Annotated in this window: 10 protein-coding genes, 3 tRNA genes and 1 pseudogene; 1 reads left to right on the plus strand and 13 read right to left on the minus strand. The window is 63.2% G+C overall.

Annotated elements, in window-relative coordinates; genetic code table 11:
* Positions 1 to 12 precede the first annotated feature (12 nt).
* From rpoC to D1F64_RS14860, 13 genes and pseudogenes are all read right to left on the minus strand, one after another.
* A complete protein-coding gene (rpoC, locus tag D1F64_RS14800; RefSeq protein WP_117413053.1) occupies positions 13 to 4,215 on the minus strand; it encodes a DNA-directed RNA polymerase subunit beta' in 4,203 nt (1,400 codons plus the stop codon).
* 107 nt (positions 4,216 to 4,322) lie between these two features.
* Positions 4,323 to 8,461, minus strand: a pseudogene (gene rpoB / locus D1F64_RS14805) (DNA-directed RNA polymerase subunit beta).
* 370 nt (positions 8,462 to 8,831) lie between these two features.
* Entirely contained in the window at positions 8,832 to 9,203 is a 372-nt protein-coding gene (rplL, locus tag D1F64_RS14810) for a 50S ribosomal protein L7/L12 (RefSeq protein ID WP_117413054.1), read from the minus strand.
* Positions 9,204 to 9,253: 50 nt separating this feature from the next.
* Complete coding sequence (gene rplJ / locus D1F64_RS14815; protein ID WP_117413055.1) at positions 9,254 to 9,772, minus strand: 50S ribosomal protein L10; 519 nt, start codon at positions 9,770 to 9,772, stop codon at positions 9,254 to 9,256.
* Positions 9,773 to 10,108: 336 nt separating this feature from the next.
* Entirely contained in the window at positions 10,109 to 10,807 is a 699-nt protein-coding gene (gene rplA / locus D1F64_RS14820; protein WP_117413056.1) for a 50S ribosomal protein L1, read from the minus strand.
* A 4-nt stretch (positions 10,808 to 10,811) separates the two neighbouring features.
* A complete protein-coding gene (gene rplK / locus D1F64_RS14825) occupies positions 10,812 to 11,240 on the minus strand; it encodes a 50S ribosomal protein L11 (RefSeq protein WP_117413057.1) in 429 nt (142 codons plus the stop codon).
* Positions 11,241 to 11,445: 205 nt separating this feature from the next.
* The gene (gene nusG / locus D1F64_RS14830; RefSeq protein WP_117413058.1) at positions 11,446 to 11,976 is read right to left on the minus strand and encodes a transcription termination/antitermination protein NusG; all 531 of its coding nucleotides are present in this window, start codon (positions 11,974 to 11,976) and stop codon (positions 11,446 to 11,448) included.
* A 38-nt stretch (positions 11,977 to 12,014) separates the two neighbouring features.
* A complete protein-coding gene (secE, locus tag D1F64_RS14835; protein ID WP_117413059.1) occupies positions 12,015 to 12,212 on the minus strand; it encodes a preprotein translocase subunit SecE in 198 nt (65 codons plus the stop codon).
* Between the two features lie 106 nt (positions 12,213 to 12,318).
* A tRNA-Trp gene (locus tag D1F64_RS14840) sits at positions 12,319 to 12,394 on the minus strand.
* 104 nt (positions 12,395 to 12,498) lie between these two features.
* Positions 12,499 to 13,689, minus strand: a complete 1,191-nt coding sequence (gene tuf / locus D1F64_RS14845; protein WP_117413049.1) for an elongation factor Tu — start codon at positions 13,687 to 13,689, stop codon at positions 12,499 to 12,501.
* Between the two features lie 166 nt (positions 13,690 to 13,855).
* Positions 13,856 to 13,929, minus strand: a tRNA-Gly gene (locus D1F64_RS14850).
* 18 nt (positions 13,930 to 13,947) lie between these two features.
* Positions 13,948 to 14,032: transfer RNA gene (locus tag D1F64_RS14855), tRNA-Tyr, on the minus strand.
* 333 nt (positions 14,033 to 14,365) lie between these two features.
* Positions 14,366 to 15,085 (minus strand): protein rhiA, encoded by a 720-nt coding sequence (locus tag D1F64_RS14860; protein WP_117413060.1) that lies wholly within the window; start codon positions 15,083 to 15,085, stop codon positions 14,366 to 14,368.
* 182 nt (positions 15,086 to 15,267) lie between these two features.
* On the opposite strand from D1F64_RS14860, the gene D1F64_RS14865 reads away from it, so the two are divergent.
* On the plus strand, positions 15,268 to 16,077 hold the full coding sequence (locus D1F64_RS14865; RefSeq protein WP_117414626.1) for an RNA methyltransferase: 810 nt from the start codon (positions 15,268 to 15,270) through the stop codon (positions 16,075 to 16,077).
* The last annotated feature ends 6 nt before the right edge of the window (positions 16,078 to 16,083 follow it).

Consider the following 16,083-nt stretch of genomic DNA (forward strand, 5'->3'; position numbering starts at 1 on the left):
CCAGTCCGGCCGCTATTCGGCCGCACCCTCGCTCAGGTCCATCAGGGCCGGTTCCGCGACCTCGGCGCCCGAACGCTTCTTGCGTTCGTCGAGGATCAACTCGTCGCGCAGGGTCGCAACCTTGCGGATGCGGCTGACGGTGCTGCCCGTGCCCGCCGGGATCAGGCGGCCGACGATGACGTTTTCCTTCAGCCCGTCGAGCGTATCGGCCTTGCCGTTCACGGCGGCTTCAGTCAGGACGCGCGTCGTCTCCTGGAACGATGCGGCCGAGATGAAGGACCGCGTCTGCAGGCTGGCCTTGGTGATGCCGAGCAGCACGGGGTTGCCGGAAGCCAGCTTCTTGCCTTCTTCCTTCAACCGCTTGTTCAAGGCCACCAGATCGACACGGTCGATCTGTTCGCCGTTGATCAGATCGCTGTCGCCGACATCCGTGAGCTCGATCTTCTGCAGCATCTGGCGAACGATCACCTCGATGTGCTTGTCGTTGATGCCCACGCCCTGCAACCGGTAGACTTCCTGGATCTCGTTGACGAGGTAGGACGCAAGCGCCTCCACGCCCTTGATCGCCAGGATGTCGTGCGGCGCGGGGTTGCCGTCGACCAGATACTCGCCCTTCTCGATCGTGTCGCCTTCCTGCAGATGGAAGTGCTTGACCTTGGGAACGAGATACTCGACGGGCTCCTGCGTCTCGTCGAACGGCTCGATGAGAATGCGGCGCTTGTTCTTGTAGTCGCGGCCGAAGCGGATCGTGCCATCGATCTCCGCGATGATGGCATGGTCCTTCGGACGACGAGCCTCGAACAGTTCGGCCACACGCGGCAGACCGCCGGTGATGTCCTTGGTCTTGGCGCTCTCCAGCGGAATACGCGCCATCACGTCGCCGGCATTGATCTTGTGATCGGTATCGACCGAGAGGATCGAGTCCGCATGCAGCAGATAGCGGGCCTCGCCGCCACGCTGCGGCTTCAGGATCTCGCCATCGGGACCCTTGACCACGATCGCGGGCTTCAGGTCCTGGGTCCGCGGAGACGAACGCCAGTCGATGACGACACGCTTGGTGATGCCGGTCGCCTCGTCGGTCGTTTCCGTGACGGACGCTCCGTCGACCAGATCCTCGAAGGCCACCGTACCGGTGACTTCCGCGATGACCGGGCGGGTGTAGGGATCCCACTCGGCGATACGCTGGCCGCGCTGCACCTTGTCGCCTTCATCCACGTGGAGCTTGGCGCCGTAGTTGACGCGGTGAACCGCGCGCTCGGAGCCGTCCTCGTCGACGATGACGATCGACATGTTCCGCGCCATGGCGATGAGGTTGCCATCCGAGTCCCGCGCGGCGTTGCGGTTGCGGATCTTCACTTCACCTTCAAAGCTCGATTCGATGAACGACTGATCGACCACCTGCGCCGTGCCGCCGATGTGGAACGTGCGCATGGTGAGCTGGGTACCCGGCTCACCGATGGACTGGGCCGCGATCACGCCGACCGCCTCGCCCATGTTCACCTTCGTACCACGCGCCAGATCGCGGCCGTAGCAGGCGCCGCAGACGCCGATCTGCGTCTGGCAGGTCAGCACCGAGCGGATCTTGATCGACTGGATGTTCGCCGCCTCGATGAGCTCGACGTCCTTCTCCTCGATCAGCGTGTTCGCCGGAACGATTACGTCACCGGTCGACGCCTGGATCACGTCTTCCGCCGTGGTGCGGCCGAGAACGCGAATGCCGAGCGACGCGATAACCTGTCCCGCATCGACGATCGCCTGAACGGTGATGCCGTCCGTGGAGCCGCAATCGGGCTCCAGGATGATGCAATCCTGCGCCACGTCGACGAGACGACGCGTCAGGTAACCGGAGTTGGCGGTCTTCAAGGCGGTGTCGGCGAGGCCCTTGCGGGCGCCGTGAGTGGAGTTGAAGTACTCCAGAACCGACAGGCCTTCCTTGAAGTTCGAGATGATCGGGCTTTCGATGATCTCACCCGACGGCTTGGCCATCAGGCCACGCATGCCGGCGAGCTGCTTCATCTGGGCAGGTGAGCCACGGGCGCCCGAGTGCGACATCATGTAGACCGAGTTGATCGGCTTCTGACGCCCGGAGTCCTCGAAATACTCGACCGCCTGAATGCGCTTCATCATCTCGTCGGCGACGCGGTCGGTGCACTTGGCCCACGCGTCGACGACCTTGTTGTACTTCTCGCCCTGAGTGATCAGGCCGTCGTTGTACTGCTGCTCGTACTCCTTCGCCAGGGCGGCGGTGTCGTCCACCAGCTTTGCCTTGGTGTCGGGAATGACCATGTCGTCCTTGCCGAACGAAATGCCGGCGCGGCAGGCATGGCCGAAGCCGAGTTGCATGATCCGGTCGCAGAAGATCACCGTCTCCTTCTGACCGCAGGCGCGATACACGCTGTCGATCATCTTGGAGATTTCCTTCTTCGTCATCAGCCTGTTGGCGACGTCGAAGGGAATCGCGTGGTTCTTCGGCAGCAGTTCGGCCAGGATCAGACGCCCAGGGGTCGTCTCGTAAATGCCCGAAACCGGGTTGTCGTCGATATCAACGGTCTTGAAACGGCCCTTGATCTTCGTGTGCAGCGTGACGGTCTTGGTCTCCAGCGCATGGTGCAACTCGCCCATGTCACCGAACACCATGCCCTCGCCCGGCTCCTTCTCGAGCATCAGCGACAGATAATACAGACCCAGAACGATATCCTGCGACGGCACGATGATCGGCTGACCATTGGCCGGATGCAGGATGTTGTTGGTCGACATCATCAGCACGCGCGCTTCCAGCTGCGCTTCGAGCGACAGCGGAACGTGCACGGCCATCTGGTCACCGTCGAAGTCGGCGTTGAAGGCCGAGCAGACGAGCGGATGCAGCTGGATGGCCTTGCCCTCGATGAGGATCGGCTCGAACGCCTGGATGCCCAGGCGGTGAAGCGTCGGCGCGCGGTTGAGCAGCACCGGATGCTCGCGGATCACCTCGTCGAGGATATCCCAGACTTCCGGACGCTCTTTTTCAACCAGCTTCTTCGCCTGCTTGACGGTCGAGGAGAAGCCCTTGGCGTCCAGCCGCGAGTAGATGAACGGCTTGAACAGCTCGAGCGCCATCTTCTTCGGCAGGCCGCACTGGTGCAGCTTCAGCTCCGGACCCACGGTGATCACCGAACGGCCGGAATAATCGACGCGCTTGCCGAGCAGGTTCTGACGGAAGCGGCCCTGCTTGCCCTTCAGCATGTCGGACAGCGACTTCAGCGGACGCTTGTTGGCGCCCGTGATGACGCGCCCGCGGCGGCCGTTGTCGAACAGCGCATCGACGGATTCCTGCAGCATCCGCTTCTCATTGCGGATGATGATGTCCGGCGCGCGCAACTCGATGAGGCGCTTGAGACGGTTGTTGCGGTTGATCACGCGGCGGTACAGATCGTTGAGATCCGAGGTCGCGAAGCGGCCGCCGTCCAGGGGCACCAGCGGACGCAGGTCCGGCGGGATCACGGGCACGACGGTCAGGATCATCCATTCCGGCCGGTTGCGGGATTCGATAAAGGCCTCGATGACCTTCAGCCGCTTGGCCAGCTTCTTCGGCTTCAGCTCGGTGGTGGCTTCCGCGATCTCCACGCGCAGCCGCTCGCTCTCGCGCACGAGGTCGAGCGACATCAGCATCTCGCGGATCGCTTCGGCGCCGATCATGGCGGTGAAGCTGTCATCGCCATATTCGTCCTGAGCCATCAGGAATTCTTCTTCCGACAGAAGCTGGTTCTGCTTCAGCGGCGTCAGGCCCGGCTCCAGCACGACGTAGTTCTCGAAATAGAGAACCCGCTCCAGATCCTTCAAAGTCATGTCGAGCAGCAGACCGATGCGGCTCGGCAGGGACTTCAGGAACCAGATGTGCGCCACAGGGGCGGCCAGTTCGATATGGCCCATGCGCTCACGGCGAACGCGCGACAGCGTCACTTCGACGCCGCACTTCTCGCAGATCACGCCCTTGTACTTCATGCGCTTGTACTTGCCGCACAAGCACTCGTAATCCTTGATCGGACCAAAGATGCGCGCGCAGAACAGACCGTCGCGCTCCGGCTTGAATGTCCGGTAGTTGATCGTCTCCGGCTTCTTGATCTCGCCGAATGACCACGAGAGGATCTTCTCGGGGCTGGCGATCGAGATGCGGATCTGATCGAACGTCGCCGGCTGAGCCTGCTGGTTGAACAGATTCATGACCTCTTGGTTCATCGGCTCTCTCCTTCAATGCTCAGGGCGCGGGATCGCGAGGTGTTTCGCGCATCGCCGCCATCCCCGGCACGAAAACGGGTCTGGCGTCCAGTATCGGTCGCGGCGGATTATTCCGCCGCGTCCGCGGGCAATTCTTCGTCGGATTCGATGTGGTCCAGCTTGCTGTCGGCCAGCTCCACGTTGAGGCCGAGCGAGCGCATTTCCTTGACGAGAACGTTGAAGCTCTCCGGAATGCCCGCCTCGAACGTGTCGTCGCCGCGCACGATGGCCTCGTAGACCTTGGTCCGGCCGGCAACGTCATCCGACTTGACAGTCAGCATTTCCTGCAGCGTGTAGGCGGCGCCATAGGCCTCGAGCGCCCAGACCTCCATCTCGCCGAACCGCTGTCCGCCGAACTGTGCCTTGCCGCCCAGCGGCTGCTGGGTGACCAGCGAGTACGGTCCGATCGAACGGGCGTGGATCTTGTCGTCCACCAGGTGGTGCAGCTTCAGCATGTAGATGTAGCCGACGGTCACCTTGCGGTCGAAGGTCTCACCGGTCCGTCCGTCGTACAGCGTCGACTGGCCGGATCCATCGAGATTGCCCTTCTCGAGCATGGTCACGACATCGGGCTCGATGGCCCCGTCGAAGACCGGTGTCGCGATGCAGACGCCCTTCTTGAGCTGCTCGGCAAGGCGCACGATGGACGGATCATCGTATTCGCTGACCGTCTCGCCCTTCATGTTGTCGCCGTAGATGTCGACAATCTTGCCCTTCAGCTGCTCGATCTCGCCCGACTTCTTGTACTCCTCGTACAATTCGCCGATGCGCTTGCCCATGCCGGCGCAGGCCCAGCCCAGATGGGTCTCGAGAATCTGACCGACGTTCATGCGCGAGGGCACGCCCAGCGGGTTCAGCACGATATCCACATGCGTGCCGTCTTCCAGGAACGGCATGTCCTCGACCGGATTGATCTTGGACACAACGCCCTTGTTGCCGTGACGGCCGGCCATCTTGTCGCCCGGCTGCAGCTTGCGCTTCACCGCGACGAAGACCTTGACCATCTTCATGACGCCCGGCTGCATTTCGTCGCCGCGCTGCAGCTTCTCGACCTTGTCGATGAAACGCTGCTCGAGACGCTTGCGGCTCTCGTCATACTGACCGCGCAGGGCTTCGATCTCGCCCATCAGCTTCTCGTCGTCAACAGCGAACTGCCACCACTGCGAGCGCGGGTGCTCATTGAGCGTGTCGCCGGAGATCTCGGCGTCCTTCTTGAACGCCTTGGGTCCGCCGATCGCCACCTTGCCCACCAGCATCTCGGCCAGACGGCCGTAGACGTTGCGGTCCAGAATGGCCTGCTCGTCGTCACGATCCTTGGCGAGGCGTTCGATCTCCTCGCGCTCGATCGCCATCGCGCGCTCGTCCTTCTCCACACCGTGGCGGTTGAACACGCGCACTTCGACGACCGTTCCGGTGACGCCCGGCGGCAGACGCAGCGAGGTGTCGCGGACGTCGGATGCCTTCTCGCCGAAGATGGCGCGCAGCAGCTTCTCTTCCGGCGTCATCGGGCTTTCGCCCTTCGGCGTGATCTTGCCGACCAGAATGTCGCCCGGATCCACTTCCGCGCCGATATAGACGATGCCGGCCTCATCGAGGTTCTTCATCGCCTCTTCCGAAACGTTCGGAATATCGCGGGTGATTTCCTCAGGCCCGAGCTTCGTGTCGCGCGCCATCACCTCGAACTCTTCCAGATGGATCGAGGTGAAGACGTCGTCGCGCACGATGCGTTCGGACAGGAGGATGGAATCCTCGAAGTTGTAGCCATTCCAGGGCATGAACGCGACCAGCACGTTGCGGCCCAGGGCCAGATCGCCCAGGTCGGTCGACGGACCGTCCGCCAGAATGTCGCCCTTGTCGATGGCGTCGCCCACACGCACCAGCGGACGCTGGTTGATGCAGGTGTTCTGGTTGGAGCGCTGGAACTTCATCAGGCGGTAGATGTCGACGCCCGACTTGGAGGGATCGAGATCTTCCGTCGCCCGCACCACGATACGCGTCGCGTCGACCTGGTCGACCACGCCGCCGCGCCGCGCGGAGATGGCGGCGCCGGAATCCCGGGCCACGACCGCTTCCATGCCCGTTCCGACGAACGGCGCCTCGGCGCGCACCAGCGGCACGGCCTGACGCATCATGTTCGAGCCCATCAGCGCGCGGTTGGCGTCATCGTTTTCCAGGAACGGAATGAGCGATGCGGCGACCGAGACCAGCTGCTTGGGCGACACGTCCATGAAGTCGACGCGCTCGGCCGGAACCACCATGACGTCGCCGGCGTGCCGGCACAGGATCAGCTCTTCGATGAAGCGGCCGTCCGTGCCGAACTTAACGTTCGACTGCGCCACGTAATGCTTGGATTCCTCCATCGCCGACAGATAGATCACCTCGTTGGAAACCTGTCCGTCCTTCACGCGCCGGTACGGGCTCTCGATGAAGCCGTACTTGTTGACGCGCGCGAATGTGGCGAGCGAGTTGATCAGACCGATGTTCGGGCCTTCCGGCGTCTCGATCGGGCAGATGCGGCCGTAATGGGTCGGATGCACGTCGCGGACTTCGAAGCCCGCGCGTTCGCGCGTCAGACCACCCGGCCCAAGCGCCGAAAGGCGGCGCTTGTGGGTGACTTCCGATAGCGGATTCGTCTGATCCATGAACTGCGACAGCTGCGAGGAGCCGAAGAATTCGCGCACCGCGGCGGCAGCCGGCTTGGCGTTGATCAGGTCCTGCGGCATCACGGTGTCGATCTCGACGGAGCTCATGCGCTCCTTGATCGCGCGTTCCATGCGCAGCAGGCCGATGCGGTACTGGTTTTCCATCAGCTCGCCGACCGAGCGCACCCGGCGGTTGCCGAGATTGTCGATGTCGTCGATCTCGCCGCGGCCGTCGCGCAGGCCGAGCAGCGTCTGGATCACGGCAAGAATGTCGTCCTTGCGCAGCACGCGCACGGTGTCCTCGCACTCCAGATCGAGGCGCATGTTCATCTTCACGCGGCCGACCGCGGACAGATCGTAGCGCTCGCTGTCGAAAAACAGCGACTGGAACATGGCTTCGGCGGAATCGATCGTGGGCGGCTCGCCCGGGCGCATCACGCGATAGATGTCGAACAGCGCGTCTTCATGCGTCTCGTTCTTGTCGATCGCCAGAGTGTTGCGCATGTAGGCGCCGGTGGTCACGTGGTCGATGTCCAGCACCGGGATCTCGTCGATGCCGTTCTCCAGCAACGTCGCCAGAGCCTTCTCGGTGATCTCCTCGCCGGCCTCGATGAAGACTTCGCCGGTCTCGACGTTGACGATGTCCTCGGCGACATATTCGCCATAGAGAGCCTCATGACCGACCGCAAGCGCCTGGGTGCCGCCGTCGATGAGCTGCTTGGCGTGCCGCGCCGTCATCTTCTTGCCGGCCTCGAGCACGACCTCTCCGGAATCCGCGTCCAGCAGATCCTCGGCGGACTTGGCGCCGCGCATGCGCATCGGGTCGAACGGCTTGCGCCAGCCCTCGCCCTTCCGGGTGAAGGAGAATTTCTTGTAGAAGGTTTCCAGGATCTCGCTGGAATCCAGGCCAAGCGCCATCAGCAGCGACGTCACCGGGATCTTGCGGCGGCGATCGATGCGCGCGTAGACCACGTCCTTTGCGTCGAACTCGATGTCGAGCCACGAACCGCGATAGGGAATGACGCGCGCCGCGAACAGCAGCTTGCCCGAGGAGTGGGTCTTGCCCTTGTCGTGGTCGAAGAAAACGCCAGGCGAACGATGCATCTGCGAGACGATGACGCGCTCGGTGCCGTTGATCACGAAGGTGCCGTTCAACGTCATGAAGGGCATGTCGCCCATGTAGACGTCCTGCTCCTTGATGTCCTTGACGGACTTCGCGCCGGTCTCTTCGTCGATATCGAACACGATCAGTCGCAGGGTGACCTTGAGCGGAGCCGCATAGGTCATCCCGCGCTGACGGCACTCGTCAACGTCGTACTTGGGGCCTCGAATTCGTAGCGCACGAACTCGAGCAGGGAGGTTCCGCCGAAATCCGAAATCGGGAAAACCGACTTGAAAACGGCCTCAAGACCTTCGATCGCGCGGCCGCCTTCAGCCTCAAGAACCTGCAGAAACTGGTCGTAAGACGCCTTCTGCACTTCAATGAGGTTCGGCATTTCCGCGACGTCGCGAATATGCCCGAAGAACTTGCGGATCCGCTTGCGACCGTTGAACGTTTGCGTCATTGTCGCTCCTCGTATCGCCTAGGTGACGGCTATCCGGATCGTCGTCCTGGCGTTAAAATCGTGTCGGTTCACATGAACCGGACACCCGATTCAACACCCCGAAAATCGGGATAACCGTCCCTTTTGGGACGTTAGCCAGTCCCTTGCGGGACAAATGTCTGTCCCATTTGGGACGTATGCCCCGGAGCCGGGAGAACCCGCCGGGGCCTTCTTCAAGCAGCGTTGCGCGCCTTGCGGCGCCGAGCCTGCTTCCCACTCGACTGCGCGACCAACCCGAACCGCTCACAAGACCGCCGCGTCTGTGTCAGCCGGCGCACAGAATGGTCGCACGGCCCCGGGCGAACCCGGGGCCGCACATCGGCAAAGCCGATTACTTCAGTTCGACGGATGCGCCTGCACCCTCGAGCTTCGCCTTCAGGTCGGCGGCTTCGTCCTTGGACACGCCTTCCTTGACAGCCTTCGGCGCGCCTTCGACGAGGTCCTTGGCTTCCTTCAGGCCGAGACCCGTGATAGCGCGGACTTCCTTGATGACGTTGATCTTCTTGTCGCCAGCGGCGGTGAGGATCACGTCAAACTCGGTCTGCTCTTCGACGGCTGCCGCGGCAACGCCGGCGACGGCTGCTGCTGCGACGGGAGCGGCGGCGGAAACGCCCCACTTCTCTTCCAGCATCTTGGACAGATCAGCCGCTTCCATGACGGTCAGGGCGGAGAGATCTTCGACGATTTTATTCAGATCGGCCATTTTCGTACCTTTGTATTCGAACCGTTGTTTTCAAAGTGGTCGTAGACGCCTTACGCGGCTTCGTCCTTCTTGGCGTACGCGCCGAAGACGCGGGCAAGCTGCCCGGCCGGAGCGTTGACAACCTGTGCGATGCGGGTCGCCGGCGTGCTGATCATGCCGACCAGCTTGCCACGCAGCTCGTCGAGCGACGGCAGCGCGGCGAGCGCCTTGACACCCTCCACATCGAGGTTGGTGGAACCGAGCGCACCGCCGAGTACAACGAGCTTCTCGTTGGTCTTGGCGAAATCCGACACTGCCTTGGGAGCCGCGACCGGGTCGTCTGAATAGACGAGGACGGTCGGACCCGTGAACAGATCGGAGATATGCTCGATATCCGTGCCTTGAAGGGCAAGCTTGGCAAGACGGTTCTTCGCGACCTTTACAGAACCACCGGCTTCCGAAACCTTGGCGCGAAGCGCCGTCATCTCAGACACCGAGAGGCCCGTGTAGTGGGCAACGACGACAACGCCGGTGTTCGCGAACACCTCGTTGAGCGACGTCACAAGCTCACGCTTTTCCGCTCTTTCCACTTACCTTCTCCAATTGACGGCAAAACGCCCGAAAACGTTCGGCCGCCGGTTTGCTTTGCCGCACTCGACAAGGCGGGTTTCCCCTCCCCATCGGGAGCGACGCTCGGGGTTCCTGTCCCCCTTACGCACGCGAGCAGCGCGGCAAGGCGTAACGGTTCGAACCGCAGTCTCCGCTTGCGCGGAGAACTTGGCTCCACCCGTCTATGCAGGCCCATGTGGCTTAAATCAGGCACGAGGCCCAACACCTGCAGTCTCGGACAGGACCGACCGGAGGGATTGCTCCCAACGATCGGTTCTCGGCCGGCTCGCGCCGGCCAAAAACTTGTTCTCTTGCGCCTAGGCGCCGAGGACGGTCGACGGGTCGATCTTGACGCCCGGGCCCATCGTCGAGGTGACGGCGACGCGCTGCAGATAAACGCCCTTCGCGCCGGTCGGCTTGGCCTTCATCACGGCGTCGGTAAACGCCTTGATGTTCTCAAGCAGCTTGCCCTCTTCGAACGAAGCCTTGCCGACGCCGGCGTGCACGATGCCCGCCTTCTCGACGCGGAACTGCACGGCACCGCCCTTGGCGTCGCTGACAGCACCGGCGACATCCGGAGTCACGGTGCCGACCTTCGGGTTCGGCATCATGCCGCGCGGGCCGAGCACCTTGCCGAGACGGCCGACGAGCGGCATCATGTCCGGCGTCGCGATGCAGCGATCAAAATCGATCGTGCCGCCCTGAACGAGCTCGACGAGATCTTCCGCGCCGACGATGTCCGCGCCGGCGGCCTTGGCCTCATCAGCCTTGTCGCCACGGGCGAACACCGCCACGCGCACCGACTTGCCGGTGCCGTTGGGCAGCATGCACACGCCACGGACCATCTGGTCGGCGTGACGCGGGTCGACACCCAGGTTCAGGGCGATCTCGACGGTCTCGTCGAACTTCGCGGTCGCACGCGACTTGATCAGGCTGATCGCCTCATCCAGCGCGTAGAGCTTGTTGCGGTCGATGTCCTCGCGCGCGGCGCGGGCGCGCTTGCCAATCTTTGCCATGGTTCTACTCCGCAACCTCGACGCCCATAGACCGGGCAGAACCCTCGACCATCAGCATCGCTGCGTCGATGTCGTTGGCGTTCAAGTCCTTCATCTTCGCTTCCGCGATTTCGCGCACCTGAGCGCGCGTGACCGAACCAACCGTGCCGCGACCGGCGGTCGCTGCGCCCTTCTCGATCTTGGCGGCCTTCTTCAAGAAGAAGCTGACCGGCGGGGTCTTGATCTCGAAGGTGAACGACTTGTCCGTAAAGAACGTGATCACCGTCGGGCACGGAGCGCCCTTTTCCAGATCCTGCGTCTGCGCGTTGAATGCCTTGCAGAATTCCATGATGTTCAGACCGCGCTGACCGAGCGCGGGACCGATCGGCGGGGACGGCGTGGCCGAACCCGCAGGGACCTGAAGCTTCAGGTAGCCCTCAATTTTCTTCGCCATGTGGCTCTCCTAGTTCAATCTGCCGGACAGTCCGACGCCAGAGAGTTGGTGGTCTGGCCCCACGTGCCGGCGAAAGCACGCAAGATACCTCCCACCCGGCCTCCGCCCCGCCTCATGCGGATCCGGACACCGTCGAAAGGCGGACCGGGACACGCCCGGACAGCCATTCTCTACGCCACCCCTCGCGAGGCGAGCGGTCGAAAACTCAGAGTTTCTCGACTTGCGCGTATTCCAGTTCGACCGGCGTCGCACGGCCGAAGATGGACACCGCCACCTTGACCCGGGCACGCTCTTCGTCGACTTCCTCGACAAGGCCGTTGAACGAGGCGAACGGGCCGTCCGCGACCCGTACCTGCTCGCCAACCTCGAAGGAAATGGACGGCTTCGGCCGTTCGACACCTTCCTGGACCTGATGCAGAATGCGCAGCGCCTCGGCTTCCGAGATCGGGATCGGCTTGTTGTCCGAGCCCAGGAAGCCCGTCACCTTGGGCGTGTTCTTGATCAGATGGTAGGCTTCGTCGGTCATCTGCATCTTCACCAGCACGTAGCCGGGGAAGAACTTGCGCTCAGCGTCGACCTTGCGGCCGCGGCGCACCTCGACCACCTTCTCGGTCGGCACGAGGATTTCTTCAAAAAGATCTTCCAATCCGGTCTGAGCCGCCTTCTCCCGAATGGAGTCGGCAACCTTCTTTTCGAAATTGGAATAGGCGTGGACGATATACCAGCGCTTGGTCATGTGACCTCAGGTTCGCTTCTTCAGGCAGGGAAAGGCTTTTACGCGCCAAAGCCCAGCAACAGGCTCACTCCCCAGCTCAGAAGCTGGTCAGCGAGGAGAAAAAAGATCGACGCGAGAAAAACCATCACAAACACCATGACGGTGGTGATTCCGGTTTCCCGACGAGAGGGCCAAGTGACCTTGGAAACCTCCGCACGCGCCTGCTGGAGAAATGTAAATGGATTGGTTTTTGCCATTTCCGCTTTCGGCCTGCTTACGACGCGTAGGCGCGCGAAATCATTCGCGCGCCCCGCTCGGTACGTCCCTACTTATAGCCGTCGAACCGATTCCACAAGAGAGAAGTGGCAGGGGCGGAGAGACTCGAACTCACGACCTACGGTTTTGGAGACCGTTGCTCTACCAACTGAGCTACACCCCTAGAGCGCGCCGGACATATATGGCGCGCCTGAACTCTCTTGCCAACCGCGATCTGACGGCGGCGTATGAAGCGGCGGCGATTGCGGCCGCCGCTTCGGTATTTCGTTACTCGATGATGGAAGCGACGACGCCGGCGCCGACCGTACGGCCGCCTTCGCGGATGGCGAAGCGCAGGCCCTCTTCCATTGCGATCGGCACGATCAGCGTGACCACCACGGTGACATTGTCACCCGGCATCACCATCTCGGTGCCTTCCGGCAGATCCACGATGCCCGTCACGTCGGTCGTGCGGAAGTAGAACTGCGGACGATAGTTGGTGAAGAACGGCGTGTGACGGCCACCCTCTTCCTTCGTCAGGATATAGGCTTCGGCGTTGAACTTGGTGTGCGGGTTCACCGAACCCGGCTTGCACAGCACCTGGCCGCGCTCCACGTCCTCACGGCCGATGCCGCGCAGCAGAGCGCCGATGTTGTCGCCCGCCTGGCCCTGATCGAGCAGCTTGCGGAACATCTCCACGCCCGTGCAGGTCGTCTTCTTGGTGTCGCGGATACCGACGATCTCGATTTCCTCGCCCACCTTCACCACACCGCGCTCCACGCGGCCGGTCACGACCGTGCCGCGGCCGGAGATCGAGAACACGTCCTCGATCGGCATCAGGAACGGCTGGTCGATCGGACGCTCGGGCGTCGGGATGTAGGCGTCGACCGCATCCATCAGCGCGCGCACCTTGTCGCGGCCGATTTCCGGGTTGCGGTTCTCGACCGCCGCCAGCGCGGAGCCGGTCACGATCGGAATGTCGTCGCCGGGGAAGTCGTAGGAAGACAGCAGCTCGCGCACTTCCATCTCCACCAGCTCCAGAAGCTCCTCGTCGTCGACCTGGTCGACCTTGTTGAGGAACACCACCAGAGCCGGCACGCCGACCTGACGCGCCAGCAGGATGTGCTCGCGGGTCTGCGGCATCGGGCCGTCGGCGGCCGAGCACACCAGGATCGCGCCGTCCATCTGCGCCGCACCCGTGATCATGTTCTTCACATAATCCGCGTGCCCCGGGCAATCGACGTGCGCATAGTGGCGCGCCGCCGTCTCGTACTCGACGTGCGCCGTGGAGATCGTGATGCCGCGGGCCTTCTCTTCCGGCGCCGCGTCGATCTGGTCGTAGGCCTGCGCAACCGCGCCGCCAACCTCGGCCAGCGTCATCGTGATCGCAGCCGTCAGGGTCGTCTTGCCATGATCAACGTGGCCGATCGTGCCAATGTTGACGTGCGGCTTGTCGCGTTTAAATTTCTCTTTAGCCATCGGCGTCGCTCTCTAAATCCAGTCCGCGGTTCAAATTCCAGCTTCGATCATTGAAAGACACCCGGACGGAAATCCCAGCCGCTCTCATATATACCGATCGGAATTCTCAGGCGAAGCGATGCGGTGAACAGTCAGGCGATCTCGAATTCCGGGCGGGCACAACGACTGGAGCGGGTGAAGGGAATCGAACCCTCGTATTCAGCTTGGAAGGCTGCTGCTCTACCATTGAGCTACACCCGCGCTCAGACATTGAAGCGATGGTGGAGGAGGTTGGATTCGAACCAACGTAGGCATAGCCAACGGATTTACAGTCCGTCCCCTTTAGCCACTCGGGCACTCCTCCGTCATCGCATCCCTGGGCCGAAGCATTCAGGATCGCTTAACAGAAACACCCCGCCGCCTGGCGGTGAATCCCGTGGCGCGTGTTATGGCGATGTCGCTTTGCAGTGTCAACGGGCGAAATGGGAAGTTCCGAAATTCATTTGTGAAAACGCCTACGGGCCTCCGGACGCCCCCGGCGGGACCCGGCGACATGGCGTGCGGATGCGGGGCAAGACGCGGGCGATCCTCGCAAATCACGGGTCCGCGGCCACAGCCCCGCCCGGTCATCCACAGGCGCGCGTCAAGGCCACGGCCTCCAGGTGCGCCGCAACGCCCCGCGGGCGCGCCGCGCCGCCTATGCGTACGCCACGGTCAGTCCGTTGCGGTCGTCCAGCGTGACCATTGCATTGGTGACATTGTCCGGGAACGCCACCTCGTGGGCGCCGACCAGGCTCGCCAGGTCCAGCACTTCGCCCTGCTGGAACGTTCCGAAGGTGACGAAATAGCCGGGTCTCGGGGTGAACACGACGCGCATGTTGGGCTCCGCGCGCACCACGGCCGTGCCCAGTCCGCTCATGCCGATTCCCATCAGGGCTTCTCGCTCGGGAACCGTTCCGTCGGCCTCGATGATCAGGGCGCCGGGCGGCTGTCCGGTGGCCTGGTCCATGAACATGAAGGCCCCGTCCGCCCTGTGCAACCGGATCTGATTAAGTTGCCGAAGCCCGGCTGGGACCGCCTCGCTCGCCTCCACTTTCACGCCGGTGAGCGGTTCGCTTGCGGAGGGCACCGAACTCCAGAAGAAACTGTAATCCGCCGACCAGGTGAACGTGTCGCTCACGCCCGGCGGCGTCGGCTTGACGAGCCACGCCAGGCTCATCACGTCCGGCTGGTTGACCTCGGGCAGCCGCTGGTAGATCACGAAACTGCCCTGCCGGGTGGAGTCATTGCGAAACGTCAGCGTGTAGGTCGCCGCCGGCGCGTCGCTCGGCGCGGCACTGCCGGGTCTCGCGTCCGCCGTCGCATCGGTCTTCGCCGTTGTTGCCCCGCCGGGCGTTGCATCGCTGTCCTGACCCATACGTCCCTCCCCGTTCTGCAAATCCGAAACCCGCGATCTCAAGGCATGACGTTACGGTATTTTTGCTTACGCGTCATGCATCGGGACACTCCATGGCGTTCCGTCCCCGCGGGAACGCGCAAACGCGTGCGCCACGCGCACATCCGCTTGCGCCGCGCCCGGCCGCCGGATATGGCTTGCCCATGACCCAGGACAACAAGCCGCGCGGCGCAAAGCCATACGACCGCAACAAGGGCCGCGGCCGCCCGCCGGCGCACCGCGCCAAACCCGGCACGCCGCCGGAAGGCCCGCTCTATCTCTATGGCCTGCACACGGTGGAGGCGGCGCTAGCCAATCCCGAGCGCAAGCGCATCAAGATGTATGTCACGCTCAACGCCCAGCGGCGGCTGGAGGAGCGCAATCTGACGATCGACGTGCCGGTCGAGGTGATGGAGCCGCGCGCCATCGCCCGCATGGTGCCCGATGACGCCGTGCACCAGGGCGTGATCCTGGAAGTCGAGGCCCTGCCCGTCTATGGCCTGGAGCACCTGCGCGACGCGAAACTCGTCCTCGCGCTCGACCAGCTCACCGATCCGCACAATGTCGGCGCCATCCTGCGCTCCGCCGTGGCGCTGGGCGTCGATGCGGTGGTCAGCACCTTGCGCCATTCACCGGAGGAAAGCGCCGTGCTGGCCAAATCGGCCTCCGGTGCGCTCGACATGATCCGCTTCATGCGGGTGCAGAACATGGCCCGCTTCATCGAGGAGGCCGGCGAGGCCGGCTTCCAGCGCATCGCGCTCGACAGCGAAGGCCCGGCGACGCTCGAGGACACCGAGTTCGGCGACAAGGTGATTCTGGTGCTGGGCTCCGAGGGCAAGGGCGTGCGCCAAGGCGTGCGCGGCGGTTGCGACACGCTGGCCCGGCTCGACATGCCGGGAAAAATCCACTCGCTCAACGTCTCCAACGCCGCGGTGCTGGCGCTCTACATCGCGCGGCAGAAGCTGGGACTGTAAGCGCGA

Origin of the sequence: Breoghania sp. L-A4 (genome assembly GCF_003432385.1) — a bacterium.
Taxonomy (GTDB): Bacteria; Pseudomonadota; Alphaproteobacteria; order Rhizobiales; family Stappiaceae; genus Breoghania.